Here is a 13,084-nt window from a genome sequence, read left to right on the forward strand (position 1 = left end):
TAGGGTAGGAAATTTACCATTTGATGCTATTGCAATTTTTCATAGGACTGTAGAGATCAACGATAAGACTTTATAGGGAATATTTGCTATAATTGAAAAAAAGAAGTCTGGAGGACTTTAAGATTGGAAAAACATATTGAAAATATAATAATCCAATTTTTATCCAATAAAATAGCTCCTGTACTAATCATTCTCTTCGGATCGAGAGTGACTGGAAGAAGAACTAATAAGGATAGCGATATAGATATTGCTTTTCTATCAGAAAGTGAAATAGAGAAGTATGATCTATTTTTAATAGCACAAGAATTAGCTTCAACAATAAATATCGAAGTTGATCTTATTGATCTATCAAAGGCAAGTACTGTGTTCCAAGCACAGATTATTCATACAGGAAGAACAATATATTGTGAAGACGAACATATAAAGGCAGAATTTGAACTCAAAACGTTCAAGATGTATGCCAAATTAAATGAGGAAAGAGCTCCCATCTTAAAACAAATAGATGAAAGCGGGTCAATCTATGAAAAATGATGTCATTTTAAATAAAATAAATATTGTTGAACGCTGTATTAAGCGTATTCATGAAGAATATGGAAATAACCCAGAGCATCTAAAAAATATTACTAAACAAGACTCTATAGTATTAAACCTACAACGAGCATGTGAAGCAAGTATAGATCTTGCTATGCATATAGTAGCTGAAAAAAAGCTTGGTCTACCGCAAAACAGTCGTGATGCTTTTACATTATTAGAGCAAGAGAATATTATATCATCTTCATTATCAAGTAAAATGAAAGCTATGGTTGGATTTAGGAACATTGCTGTTCATGATTATCAAGATCTTAATTTAGAAATACTGCAGAAAATTTTAGAGAATCATATAGTAGATTTTAATCATTTTACAAAGACAATACTTCTATTTTAACTCTGAGGGAGTTAACATTATTTGTTATTTATCTTCACCATAATATTTGTTATTATATAAACAAGCCAAGACAGAGCTATGAAAATGTGTCAGGACCGGAAGGTAGCAGCACTAAGTAGAATCCTGTTTGTGGCGATACATACGAAGTTTTACCCACAAAGACTCTTTCTTTGTGGGTTTTGTTATATTCAACAGGCGTGCGCTTGCCTGAAACATGCTCAACTCCCTTAATGAAATCCTCCAATGATCCAAAATAAAAACTTTTGGAGGCACCCCTTTTTGTAACTCGAGAAGTTCCTAAAAATCAGCAAAATAGGCTTTTATATCAGTAGCAACACCCACCCATTGTACATATTTTGTTGGGGAGGATTCGAAATCATTATAATCACCTATATTTAAAGTACTTTTGTCATACCTCGTTTTAAAAAAATGAAACTGCCCTTGGTTAAATTATTTAGGAGGTTAAATAAATGTACGATTTTCAAAATGAACTTCAAGCGTTAAATCTCGGTGATTTTCAAGCTTCCCAACCAGTGACGTACGATCCTAACCAATTCTATGGTAATCAGGACCGTTTAATCCTAGGTGTGGGTAGTTTTGGTCGTTGTTCTAGTTGCTTTAGCAACTGTTTTAATTGTTTTAATTGTTTTAATTGTTTCAGTTGCTTTAACTGTTTTAATTGCGGTGGGCATCGATGCGGCGGTCATAATTGCGGCGGCGGACATCGTTGCGGTGGAGGACAACGCTGCGGAGGAAGGTAGTTTTCACTTGATAAACGGAAAATCAGTTACTTATAGAGAAGAGCCCTTGCAATTGTCGCAGGGGCTCTTCTCTATAAGTATAAACATAAGGGACAAATTGCAGTACATAGGATAATAGTGATGATAATTAATGATGAGGACCTAAGGAGGAAAGAAAGTGACAAATTTAACCCCTTCTGCGCGTCTGAAAGTAAAAAGGGACACGTTTTTTCTCCCATACCCCAACAGCGGTGTGTTTTTTCGGAACAATGTAAGTTCCTTCCGAATGGAAGGTAGTATGATCGATAAGTGGGTTGAAAAGTTAATGCCGATGTTTAATGGCCAGCACACTTTGGAGTATTTGACAACCGGATTACCGGGTCCATACCGGGACAGAGTGTTTGAAATTGCAGAAACACTAGTAAGCAACGGTTTTGCTCGCGATGTAAGCCAAGAACGTCCGCATCAATTGACAGAACAGGTTATAAAAAACCATGCTTCTCAAATCGAATTTGTCGATAACTTAATAGATTCAGGAGCGTTCCGTTTTCAATGCTATCGACAGTCGAATGTGTTGGCTGTAGGATCAGGGCCATTTTTTATTTCGTTGATTTCTTCGTTACTTACTTCCGGACATCCCAAGTTCAAAATCCTGATAATGGATACGGATCAGACCAATAGACGACGGTTGAACGAACTTGTGGCGCGTGCCCGTAAAACAGACGATGAAGTGGAGATAGAGGAGCTTACCAAAAACAAGGAAAGAGATTGGCAGGAAGTGATGAAACCGTTTGATTACATTTTGTATGTTTCAGAAAAGGCTGATGTAGAGGAACTACGACTTCTACATAAGGTTAGCAGGGAGGGAAAGAAGGTGTTTCTCCCTGCTATTTGCTTGGAACAGGTCGGGTTAGCTGGACCGTTCGTGCATCCAAATTCAGAGGGGTGTTGGGAGTCTGCATGGCGCCGTCTTCACCAAACAGCTCTCACTAATGAGCAGCCATTTTCCGCATATTCTCTAACAGCAGGATCCATGCTTGCCAATGTGATTGTATTTGAGTTGTATAAGCATGTTACAGGTGTGTCTGAAAAGGAACAGAAAGAACGATTCTTTCTTCTAGATTTAGAAACACTTGAAGGTAACTGGCATCCGTTCATTCCTCATCCACTAGTAACTGGACATCTGTCTGTTAGATTAGTAGAGGATATCAATGTAAGACTGGAACAGAGAACAGAAAATCGTGATCCGAGTTCATTACTGGTTCACTTTAATCAGCTAACATCCAAGGTATCAGGGATTTTTCACAAATGGGAGGAAGGAGATTTAAAGCAGCTACCATTATCGCAGTGCTCGGTTCAGGCGGTTAATCCATTAACCGAGGGACCAACTGACCTATTGCAGGAGAGGGTATGTTCAGCACTGACACATCAGGAAGCGCGAATAGAAGCAGGGCTGACCGGAATTGAAATGTATGTCTCAAAAATGGCCGACATCTTTGAACTGCCTCCACAAGTGAAAATAGCTGCTGGTGTTATGTTAGCGGAAGGGGTTTGGCGGGGGCTGCAAAAATGTTTGGAAGAGGAGTTAATCCGACAAAGCCTCGAGCCGAGTTATTCCGTTTCTATAGTGAAGTTCAGGAAGGTGGAGGATCAACGCTGCCGTTTTTATTTACAGTCCCTAACGACTATGCAAGGTGCACCGACCATTGCCTTAGGGGAGAATGTGTCGGGATTTCCGGTTGTGTGGGTTGGCACAAGAGACGGATGGTATGGCAGTGTAGATATTAATAGATCCTTGGCACTGCGAAACGCGCTGCAGCAGGCAATTGCAAAAGGCCAAAACCATGGAGAATCGGAAACACCGCGATCATTGGAATTTACCTCATTATATTTGGATGAAAAAGAACCGCAAAGTATAGAAATTCTTACGTGTGAAGACAGGATTAGTTCTGAGGACCTCCAGGAAGCAATTAAAGTCCTTGAACGGAACAGAAAGCAGCTTCAGGTGTATGAACTTGATGTGGAACCTTTTCTTAAACAGGAATTGGTCGGGGTATTCGGGGTATTGGTTGAAGAGGAGGGATTCAAGTGAGTGCCGTTGTGTTAATGGTCGGAGAAGGGATATTATCAGACTTCATATGTGAAGAAATGTCCTCTCAATACCTAGTGGTTCGTAAATCTAATTTCGAGAGCATCCTACCAGCCACCATCGATTTGGCATTGGTGCTGCAGGATGTTTGGAATCCCTCTGTTTATCAACAAGCAGAACAGATGTTTCGTCGTATCAACACTCCATGGCTGCGAGGTTTTGTTTCTTTTGGTGAAGGAATCATAGGTCCTCTAGTTCGGCCTGGTACCCCGGGTTGCACTCAATGTGTGGAGACAAGACGTCTTTTGACAGGACACGACCGTAGAGACATGCGGGAGATAAAGAGGCGGTTGGAATCAAATGGGGGAATACACCAGGAAGCTTGGGCATCACGTACAGGACTCCAACAGTTGGCACACATAATCGAAGCTGAGGTAAAAAGAATCATACAAGGAAAAGAGGCGGCCTCCGAAGAAAAAGTCTGTTTTCTCAATCTGAAAACCTTGAATTGTTCCTGGCATAAGTTCCTACCTGTCCCTTCGTGTCCCGTTTGCAGTTCAATACCAGTCGATTCACCCGAAATGGCAGGTGTTTCATTGAGACATACTCCGAAGTTTAACCGTGACCATTTCCGCACCCGTTCGTTAGATAGTCTGAGTACAGTTTTAGTGAAAGACTATCTAGATCCTCGTACAGGGCTTTTAAATGAAAAACATGTCAACCTTGTTCATACCTTTGCGGATGTAAGTGTTAATCTGCCTTTGTTCGAAGGAGATGAGGGAACAGCGGGTCGGACCAACTCCTACGCGGTAAGTGAGTTAACGGCGATATTGGAAGGATTGGAGCGGTACTGTGGACTTCAGCCCCGTGGTAAACGGACCGTGGTCCATGATAGTTATAACCGGTTGAAAAATCAGGCACTCCTTCCGATTGAAGTAGGTGTGCACGAAAAAGAACAGTACCAAAGGCCTGGTTTTCCATTTGAAGAATTTGATCCCGATCGCCCGATCAATTGGGTATGGGGATATTCATTTTTGCAGGAGCGTCCGATACTGGTCCCAGAGTTGCTGGCTTATTACAGTTTGGGTTGCGAATCGCGAGGGTTCGTCTATGAGACTTCCAACGGATGTGCGCTAGGAGGTAGTTTAGAAGAAGCTATTTTCTATGGTATTTTGGAAGTGGTGGAGCGGGATTCGTTCTTAATGACTTGGTATGCGCAGCTTCCTTTGCCGCGTCTTGATCCATACTCCACGGCAGATCAAGAGCTTCTGTTAATGATTGACCGGATGCAAACGGTTGGCGGCTATGATTTACATTTATATAACTCGACCATGGAGAACGGAATTCCGAGTATTTTAGCGATCGCAAAAAATAGAAAGAAAACAGGTTTGAATCTGATATGTGCGGCTGGAGCTCATTTGGACCCCGTACGTGCGGTAAAAACGGCGGTTCACGAGTTAGCTGGGATGATGTTGTCATTGGATGAGAAATTGGAGAAAAACAAGTCGGAGTATGTGCGTATGTTACATGACTCAAGCTTGGTAAGACAGATGGACGATCATGGGATGTTGTATGGATTACCGGAGGCCGAAGAGCGCCTAAAGTTTTTGTTAGAGGACAATCGCCCATTAAGAACCTTTGATGAGGAATATGGTTCTAGACGTAAGCATTTAAATCTAACCGATGATCTATTGGAACTTCTTCAAGAATTTCGCCGATTAAACCTCGATGTGATTGTGGTGGATCAGTCGACATCGGAAACGCTTCAAAACAACCTATATTGTGTAAAAGTGCTGATTCCAGGAATGCTTCCAATGACATTCGGACAGCATCTTACACGAATAACCGGACTCGAGAGGGTGTTAAGGGTCCCGATGGAATTGGGATATACAACGGAACCGCTGACGACCGAACAGCTTAATCCCCATCCTCATCCGTTTCCATAAGCAGTCACTAGGAGGCGATTGTTATGAATTGTGATGAGTTTTTGCACAATTTACATTTCGATATTGAGAAGGCAAGCATCCCGAATTGGGAGGTGGATTGGGAGGATGGACCACTTGCCTATAAACTATACCGCGGTTTGCCTGTCGTACCATTATCTCTAAATGTACCGTTGACACTTGAAGGTTCTAAACCTCCCGTAAAGCCCGATCTTCGTGAAATCAGTCATTTTCTATGGTATGTCTTCGGGCTGACTCAATTTAGTCAATCTGTTTTCTCATCAAGTTCTGGAGAGAACCACACAGACATGATGCAATCGTTCCGAAGATTTGCTCCGTCGGGTGGAGGGTTGTATCCAAACGAATTATACGTATATCTGAAAATGGATGATTTGCCCCACGGGGTTTACCATTACGATGTGGCACACCACCGCTTGGTCTTGCTGCGAGAAGGTAATTTCGATTCATATATTACCCGGGCTCTTGGTTATCGCTGTGACGTATCTTCTTGTTTTAGTACGGTTTTTGTGTCGACGATGTTTTGGAAAAATTTTTTCAAATATAATAACTTTGCATACCGACTGCAGGGTTTGGATGCGGGTGTATTGATGGGGCAGCTCTTGGAAGTATCTAAACGGTTTAGCTGGGAATCAGGGGTGTACTTTCAATATCTGGATCAGGCCGTAAATCATTTGCTAGGTTTATCGGAAAAAGAGGAAAGCGTTTATGCGGTCATCCCGTTATCGGTTGAACCTACCATTTGGTCAGCAAACGGGAGTGAAAGGGAAAGAGTGGTATCCTCAGAAGAGCTGATCCGGGAATACCAAGCGATTCAGCCTGATCACTATGTCCGCTCAAAGAAGGTTAAAGAATTCCCTATGTTAACCAAATTAAATCAAGCAACCATGCAAAATTCTCCTTCTTCGTTTGAATTTGTCAAGGAAAAGCAAAATGTGAAAGCTGAAGGTAAACTGTTAGCACTGCCAGAAACAGAGTGGATGTCATATGATTTGGCAACTGCAAGTCGAAATCGATTTTCTCCTAGCCTGGATTTCGTGTTGGGAAAAGTCAGTCAACAGTTAGTAGCTTATCTCTTGCAGGAGACGACGGACTCCTTTTCGTATCGAAATGATTTGGAAGCTGTGTATCATAACCATGAGCCACGCGTCACTCTAAGTGTTTGTATGTATAATGTAGAAGGGATCCCTGATGGTGCATATCACTATGAACGTCATGTCCATGCACTAAGACAGGTCCAACCCGGGGATCACCGACTCCTGCTCCAATCCGGGATGTCAATGGATAATGTCAATTTACTCCAAGTCCCACTCTGCTTTCATGTTACAGGAGAGAAGGATTACGATAAAGATGCATTTGGATATAGAGGATATCGTATCCAGCAGATGGAGGCAGGTATGCTCGTGCAACGATTACTCATCGTTGCATCAGCTTTAGGATTAGGAGGGCACCCTCTCCTCGGATATGATGTGAAATTGTGTGATCACCTGTATAGATTGGATACTGAAGGAAATACGGCTCTCATCCAGATTCCCATTGGTTCTTATCAACACCGGCCTTGGTTAGTAGGAGGTTTGCATTGTTAAAAGCTTGCTTCATGAAAAAAGCGTGGATTCAGAGCTTTAGCTGAAACAGGGGGTATAGTTATAGATACTTGGGGAGCCGCACCAGTTGAGGAGGTGTATAAAGGTTGAATCTTAACGTCTACCTTATACATCTCCTTTTTAATTGGAATCACTACTACATCTCTTTGGGTTAACCAGCGTAAAATCACCTGGGCTCGGATTTTTTAGCTATAGAAACCAAAACTTCATTTCCAAACATGTTATTTCTTCCTTTTAATTGCTATGCCAACAGCTTCCTCGTTTTGATAAACAGCAGCTGTATCTATCAGACGATAACCTGTCTTAATAGTCCAAGAAGGATTAATGCCCTCTTTGTTGAAGAAAACCGAGTTTTTTAGGAAGATCAGTCTTCTATTATTTAAATAACGGGATGACTTTGTTTTTTGTTAATTCAATAAATGCCTTTACAAGTGGTGATCTATTCCCACTCTCCCATGCTAGAGCTGTAGTAGTATTAAACGTTATATTCTCAATTTCACGGTAAACAATCACATTATTTAGTAATAATTGTATGGATGTTGGTACTATCGCTACACAATTCCTGATGAAACTAAAGATATAACACTAGACATTTCTTTTGTCTCTTGTACGATCTTTGGGCTAAACCCTGCCTGAAAACAACTGTTAATCATCCCATCATAATGTCTTGGATTTGCATCTCTACCAGTTAAAATAAACGGCTCATTAGCTATATCAGCAAGATTAATTGGAGAAGTATCGGAAGCTAAATGATGTTCTTTCGGTAAGGCTAAAACAATTGGCTATTTGGTTAATTATCGTTAAACTTATTTCTAGTGTTCCATCTTTAATAGAATAGATAAATTTATCTATAAATTTTTGCACCTCTTTATAGAAACTATCTTTAAATATGCCAACGACATGATTTTTATCTGAACATGTAATTTCAATTCCAAGTAATAGATGAATGACTCAAAAGTATGTTTTTTCCCCTTAGTTGTTCTATATAAGTAATTCCATCATAATTCCCCTTAGCAATCTCTAAAAGGATAGTTTCTTCTTTCAATAAGGGAATAATCATAGGAGGCCGGAGTATGGAGATGAATTTCAATTACTTTCATATTTACCTCCGGACATTAATTTTGAATACCATAACTGATAGATTTAATAAGGTAAATGTGTTCCAGTTTGTTTGTGTTACCTTGATTCTATATTTTTCCTTTGTATGTTTCCATATCTCCGACTGTTTTCGCTCTAAGAAATGAAAAGTATGTATCAAAAAGTATGTATATTTAAACCTCAAAAGCTGTATTCAAATGCATTTTTGATAGACAAATATAATTACCTCTCACTATTTATAATTCCAATAGAACTGTATCGTGAAGTTTATTAATAATAAAAACTTTAAGTGTTATGCGTAAAGAAATTCATAAATAATTCAACGTTTTTCTAAGGTTTCTGCATATCTTTATGAGATTTTATACCTATTAAGGTAAAGAGGTGGGAAATATGAAAAAGTTGATACGGGTATCCAGTTTGATTATGTTATTTGGAATAATAGCCGTTGCGAGTTATTTTGCTGTGGTTTCTGCTGTTGGTAAGGATGTTAAGGATATTGTTGAAAAACAGGAAGAGAGTAAAACAACAGAGGTTGAGACAAACGTTACTAATCATATAGAGAAATCTGATTCGCAAGGAGAAGTAACAATCAGTGTTACTCCATTAATTGAAGAAGAAAAGGAGAGAATTGCATTTGAAGTGGAGATGAACACACATTCTGTTGATTTGTTACAGTATGAGTTAGATAAAGTTGCGAAGGTTTCTTTTGGTCAGAGACAGAATGTGAGCAATTTTACTTGGGAAACAATAAGTGCTGATAGTCACCATACGAAGGGGGTTCTAACGATGGAAGGTAAGTGGGATAGTGATGTATCTTTTATTGAACTTAAACTTGAAAATATTAATAGTGTTCCATTAAGATCTTTTAAATGGCTTAGAGGTGATTTAAGCGAATAAGTAAGTGACATATTATTTAGATACAATAAAGAATGCGACTGCAATAAACTGTCGCATTCTTTTATTATCAGGTTTATTCCGGTGAGTTATTAGCATCCGGGTCAGGAGCAAATTCTGATTTAAAATCGTCATATTGAACGATCTACACCATTCCTGCTGTGGCATAGTGTAGATCGTGACAGTGAAATAACCAGTTACCTAGATTCTAGATTATCTTCTTAAAGGCAACAACAAATTCGTCGCTAGGTTTAAGGTTTATAGTATCTTTTACAATAGGGGAACCTTCTAATGGTTTTCCATTTTTACTAAGCACTTGAAAGAAGTGTCCATGTAAATGCATCGGGTGATCATCTGTTGAAGATTTATTTATTAATAATTACGATCATATGATTTTATTTTTGGTTCAACGATAAAGGAACCATAAAGTCCCTTATCTAACTGATTTACCCCATCTTAATGAGTATGGTATATATAAGTACCAGGTTCCGTTACTGTAAATTCATAAATAAAAGATTCTCCTGGTTGAAGGGCATTTTGTGTTACCCCTGGAATTCCATCCATAGTATTAGGCACAGGGATTCCGTGTCAATGAATACTTACTGGATCAGGAAGCTCAATTTCAAGTCGTATTTTAACTTGTTCTCCTTCTTGAACACGTATTTGAGAGCCGGGAACAGAACCATTGAATGTCCAAGCCTCTACTGACACATTATTATTTAATTCATGCATAGCCTCTTTAGCTACAATAGTAAATTCATTGTCAGTGAGAGTTGAGGTTGTGCTGGTTTAGATATTATTTTTACTATTATTTCTAGTAGAGGCTTCCTCTTTGGTAGTAGAACATGCTGACAGCAAAAGAAGTAACAACAATAAAATAATGGTAAAACAAGTTTTGTTTTCATAATAGAATCCCCCAATTTGATTTACAGGAATAATATTAAAATTAAAAAATGCAGAAACTGTTGATTAAATGGTACTAATTTTTGAAATTAAACGATTTAAATCACCGAAAGACAATAATTTAGTGAATTGTAAGTGGTATTTCATAAAAAGTTCAAATTATATAAGTAAAAGGCTTAGAAACTAATAAACATTATTTACAGTAGAAATCTCTTCTAACGAATCCCATCGATAGCCGATTCCCCAAACGGTGGTCAAATGTAAATCGATGGGATATTCAACTGTTCTCATTTTTTTCCTTATAGTTCTAATGTAAGAATGCAATGTTCTTGAGTTTACTTTTTTATTCTTTCCCCATACTTCCTGGATAAGGTTTTCGTTAGATAGGACTTTATTAGGGTTTTTTAAGAATACACCAATGATATTAAACTCTTTTGGAGCAAGTGGAACTATCTTTTATTGTATTTTAATTCAAATGATAGTTTGTTCCAGACCAGTTGGTTGATTTCAATTATTGGTTTGTGATTCCCTGCGCGCCTTAATACAGCTGCAACTCTTGCGAAGAATTCCTCTTTATGAGCGTTACCATATAGATAATCATCGGCACCCGAGTTAAGGGATTGGATTCCTTCTTCTTTACTACCTAGTAACGACCTAACAACAATTATAGGTGTATTTGTGATTTTTCTAATACTCTTGCATATACTAACCGGACCTTGACCAAGTACTATAATTAGGTCTAGAGATTTTTTTTGAATAAGACTACTAGCATCTATAAGGGAATTTCGAACAATAAGAAAGTTTGATTCATGTAGAAGTAGATAACTATCTTCACCTAATAACTTTACATCCCCAAGAACAAGTACCGTAGTAATAATATCCACCTCCAGACCATGATTTTTGAAAAAAATCATATTTTATATGAGCTTCATAAGAATGCTCCTACGGATACTAGCCCTCAATTATTATCTTTTGTTCATTCTTGCAGAAATTCACTGCAAGTAGCATTCCATCGTTGAATCCCGTTAATCTACGTAATTCTACGGGTAAGGAGATTCGACTGTACCTATAAATACATTGGTTCAATGTGGGATTAGAGTGGTGTTTAACTATGAAAATTTTTCCTTGCTCTTTATATAATGATAGATATTGACCTTCCTTGATGTTAAGTTCTTTTTCTATTTCTTTTGGAATTGTTATTTGCCCAGTTTTGAGTAAACGTCTATAAAACATTTTTGCTCACCAACTTTTTTATGATTAATAAAAGTAGTTTTAGTTTAATAGGTAAGTGTTCAGAAACTGTGCAGAAAATGAAGGAATTTAAAGAAAATGTTTAGGCTATTAATATTAAGAATTAATCTCCAATTTGTTACAAACTCCATTCAAATATGGATATTTTTTGAACAAGGATATGTTATATTTAATTCTTAAAATAGGCCCCTTAGAAATTGTACTGAAAACACTCTTTCATATTGGAAGCGTGTTTTTCTTTTTTAATTAAAAAATGACGTTTATCACATTTTAGAAAATCTGTTCTTAATTTATACAAATAAAAATCATGGAATATGCAAACCTCCACTATAGAGTGTGATTATGTTAAAGAACATTTTAATGGAGGTTGAAAGTAATGCAGAGGGTTTTAGCAATCGTAATTTTCTTCTTTTTGTTATTTAATAGTTCACTATCTTTTGCAGATGAAGGTCAAGGAGAAAGCCATAATGACCCTTCAACTCAAACAAGTGCTGATGAGGAGAGTAGTAATCAGACTCATGCTAGTCATGAAGAAGAAACTAATGAAAATTTAGGTTCAGAAGATAATCAACAAGAAGAGGGGAATGAAGTAGAAAACAATCATAGTTCCGAACACAGTGATCAAGTTGTGGAAGAAGATAGTCACAATACAGAAGAAGACGACCACGCGGCCGAGGAAGGGCACGGATCTGAAGAAATTACTGAAAGTGCTCCGAATTATTTAGTATTATCCATATTTGGCCTAATTAATCTCACATTTATTCTCATTGGCATATGGAATAAATTGATTAGAAGGAGAGGAAACAAAAATGTCTATGCCAAATAATCCAGTACCAAAAACTCCATTCAATTTATTATCTATACCAATCCTAAAAAAATTCATGAAAAGTAAGTGGTATCCAGGTATTTTTCAATGGATAGTGTTAATTGTCTTTTCTATCATTGTATTTGAATTAGTTGCAGGAACAGTAAGTCCGCATGGTAACTTTGGTACAACCATGACTTGGGTTCTCTGGTGGCCGTTAATTCCTATTCTTTTTATAGCTACAGGGAGATTTTGGTGTGCTATATGCCCATTCGGTAAAGTTAGTGATATTATAAGAAAACTAGTCGGTAGCGAGCGGCCAATGCCAAAATTTTTAAGAAAGTATGGAATCTGGCTAATTGATTTATTCTTTATTGCGATAACTTATAGCGATCATGTCTGGGGCATTGTAGAGTCTCCAAGAGGTTCAGGTTATCTGCTACTATTGTTAGTAACAATGGTTGTAGCGACATCGGTATTTTATGAACGAAGAACTTTTTGTAAGACTCTTTGTTTTCTTGGAGGACTAGCAGGAAACTATTCAAGATCAGGTGCACTAGAACTAAGAGGTACTCCAGATATATGTAAGACTTGTAAAACACAAGCGTGCTTTAAGGGGAGCGACAAAGCGGAAGGATGTCCGATGTTCCAATTTCCTCGGACAATGGATTCGAGTGCAGAGTGTAATATTTGTGGGAATTGTGTAAAGAACTCCCTCAATAAACAAAGTGAAAACTCGCGTTTTCTCCAGTATTCTCAGTATTTTATAAATTGTAATTTTAGAGTTTAAGCTCGATACTATGGTTGGATTTAT

12 protein-coding genes, 1 other RNA gene and 2 pseudogenes are annotated in these 13,084 nt (G+C 38.1%); 10 read left to right on the plus strand and 5 right to left on the minus strand.

The window, feature by feature from the left end; all coding sequences use genetic code 11:
* The first annotated feature begins 123 nt into the window (after positions 1 to 123).
* From mntA to ACQ5H4_RS03125, 7 genes are all read left to right on the plus strand, one after another.
* Positions 124 to 531 carry a type VII toxin-antitoxin system MntA family adenylyltransferase antitoxin gene (gene mntA / locus ACQ5H4_RS03095; RefSeq protein ID WP_430773518.1) on the plus strand — a complete coding sequence of 136 codons (408 nt, stop codon included), beginning with the start codon at positions 124 to 126 and terminating at the stop codon, positions 529 to 531.
* Positions 521 to 925, plus strand: a complete 405-nt coding sequence (hepT, locus tag ACQ5H4_RS03100) for a type VII toxin-antitoxin system HepT family RNase toxin (RefSeq protein WP_430773519.1) — start codon at positions 521 to 523, stop codon at positions 923 to 925. Before mntA ends, hepT begins: the two co-directional genes overlap by 11 nt.
* A 61-nt stretch (positions 926 to 986) precedes the next feature.
* Positions 987 to 1,065, plus strand: an RNA gene (gene ffs, locus ACQ5H4_RS03105) — signal recognition particle sRNA small type.
* Between the two features lie 330 nt (positions 1,066 to 1,395).
* Positions 1,396 to 1,686 (plus strand): heterocycloanthracin/sonorensin family bacteriocin, encoded by a 291-nt coding sequence (locus ACQ5H4_RS03110; protein WP_430773520.1) that lies wholly within the window; start codon positions 1,396 to 1,398, stop codon positions 1,684 to 1,686.
* A 157-nt stretch (positions 1,687 to 1,843) separates the two neighbouring features.
* Entirely contained in the window at positions 1,844 to 3,757 is a 1,914-nt protein-coding gene (locus ACQ5H4_RS03115; RefSeq protein WP_430773521.1) for a putative thiazole-containing bacteriocin maturation protein, read from the plus strand.
* Positions 3,754 to 5,700, plus strand: a complete 1,947-nt coding sequence (locus tag ACQ5H4_RS03120) for a TOMM precursor leader peptide-binding protein (protein WP_430773522.1) — start codon at positions 3,754 to 3,756, stop codon at positions 5,698 to 5,700. The genes ACQ5H4_RS03115 and ACQ5H4_RS03120 overlap by 4 nt, the downstream gene beginning before the upstream one ends.
* 23 nt (positions 5,701 to 5,723) lie before the next feature.
* The gene (locus ACQ5H4_RS03125) at positions 5,724 to 7,301 is read left to right on the plus strand and encodes a SagB family peptide dehydrogenase (protein WP_430773524.1); all 1,578 of its coding nucleotides are present in this window, start codon (positions 5,724 to 5,726) and stop codon (positions 7,299 to 7,301) included.
* 248 nt (positions 7,302 to 7,549) lie between these two features.
* Here ACQ5H4_RS03125 and ACQ5H4_RS03130 read toward each other — a convergent pair.
* Both ACQ5H4_RS03130 and ACQ5H4_RS03135 read right to left on the minus strand, forming a co-directional pair.
* Positions 7,550 to 7,627, minus strand: a pseudogene (locus ACQ5H4_RS03130) (aldo/keto reductase); the annotation flags it as partial.
* Between the two features lie 243 nt (positions 7,628 to 7,870).
* Positions 7,871 to 8,098 carry a LysR family substrate-binding domain-containing protein gene (locus tag ACQ5H4_RS03135; RefSeq protein WP_430773552.1) on the minus strand — a complete coding sequence of 76 codons (228 nt, stop codon included), beginning with the start codon at positions 8,096 to 8,098 and terminating at the stop codon, positions 7,871 to 7,873.
* A gap of 709 nt (positions 8,099 to 8,807) precedes the next feature.
* On the opposite strand from ACQ5H4_RS03135, the gene ACQ5H4_RS03140 reads away from it, so the two are divergent.
* Positions 8,808 to 9,314 carry a hypothetical protein gene (locus ACQ5H4_RS03140; protein WP_430773525.1) on the plus strand — a complete coding sequence of 169 codons (507 nt, stop codon included), beginning with the start codon at positions 8,808 to 8,810 and terminating at the stop codon, positions 9,312 to 9,314.
* Positions 9,315 to 9,387: 73 nt separating this feature from the next.
* On the opposite strand, the pseudogene ACQ5H4_RS03145 reads toward ACQ5H4_RS03140, so the two are convergent.
* From ACQ5H4_RS03145 to ACQ5H4_RS03155, 3 genes and pseudogenes are all read right to left on the minus strand, one after another.
* Positions 9,388 to 10,232: pseudogene (locus ACQ5H4_RS03145) on the minus strand (multicopper oxidase domain-containing protein).
* 165 nt (positions 10,233 to 10,397) lie between these two features.
* On the minus strand, positions 10,398 to 10,667 hold the full coding sequence (locus tag ACQ5H4_RS03150; RefSeq protein ID WP_430773553.1) for a winged helix-turn-helix domain-containing protein: 270 nt from the start codon (positions 10,665 to 10,667) through the stop codon (positions 10,398 to 10,400).
* Between the two features lie 498 nt (positions 10,668 to 11,165).
* Positions 11,166 to 11,447, minus strand: a complete 282-nt coding sequence (locus ACQ5H4_RS03155) for an AbrB/MazE/SpoVT family DNA-binding domain-containing protein (protein WP_430773526.1) — start codon at positions 11,445 to 11,447, stop codon at positions 11,166 to 11,168.
* Between the two features lie 394 nt (positions 11,448 to 11,841).
* Between ACQ5H4_RS03155 and ACQ5H4_RS03160 the strand changes: the two genes are divergently transcribed.
* A complete protein-coding gene (locus tag ACQ5H4_RS03160; protein ID WP_430773527.1) occupies positions 11,842 to 12,291 on the plus strand; it encodes a hypothetical protein in 450 nt (149 codons plus the stop codon).
* Entirely contained in the window at positions 12,275 to 13,060 is a 786-nt protein-coding gene (locus tag ACQ5H4_RS03165) for a 4Fe-4S binding protein (RefSeq protein WP_430773528.1), read from the plus strand. Before ACQ5H4_RS03160 ends, ACQ5H4_RS03165 begins: the two co-directional genes overlap by 17 nt.
* Positions 13,061 to 13,084: the final 24 nt, after the last annotated feature.

This window comes from Bacillus coreaensis (assembly GCF_050586445.1).
In the GTDB taxonomy this organism is placed as follows: domain Bacteria; phylum Bacillota; class Bacilli; order Bacillales; family Cytobacillaceae; genus Robertmurraya_A; species Robertmurraya_A coreaensis.

What these genes read in the sequence shown, in the direction of transcription:
- hepT (WP_430773519.1), top strand. Translation starts at nt 521, where the DNA reads ATGAAAAATGATGTCATTTTAAATAAAATAAATATTGTTGAACGCTGT.
- ACQ5H4_RS03110 (WP_430773520.1), top strand. Translation starts at nt 1,396, where the DNA reads ATGTACGATTTTCAAAATGAACTTCAAGCGTTAAATCTCGGTGATTTT.
- ACQ5H4_RS03125 (WP_430773524.1), top strand. Translation starts at nt 5,724, where the DNA reads ATGAATTGTGATGAGTTTTTGCACAATTTACATTTCGATATTGAGAAG.
- ACQ5H4_RS03140 (WP_430773525.1), top strand. Translation starts at nt 8,808, where the DNA reads ATGAAAAAGTTGATACGGGTATCCAGTTTGATTATGTTATTTGGAATA.
- ACQ5H4_RS03155 (WP_430773526.1), bottom strand. Translation starts at nt 11,447, where the DNA reads ATGTTTTATAGACGTTTACTCAAAACTGGGCAAATAACAATTCCAAAA.
- ACQ5H4_RS03160 (WP_430773527.1), top strand. Translation starts at nt 11,842, where the DNA reads ATGCAGAGGGTTTTAGCAATCGTAATTTTCTTCTTTTTGTTATTTAAT.
- ACQ5H4_RS03165 (WP_430773528.1), top strand. Translation starts at nt 12,275, where the DNA reads ATGTCTATGCCAAATAATCCAGTACCAAAAACTCCATTCAATTTATTA.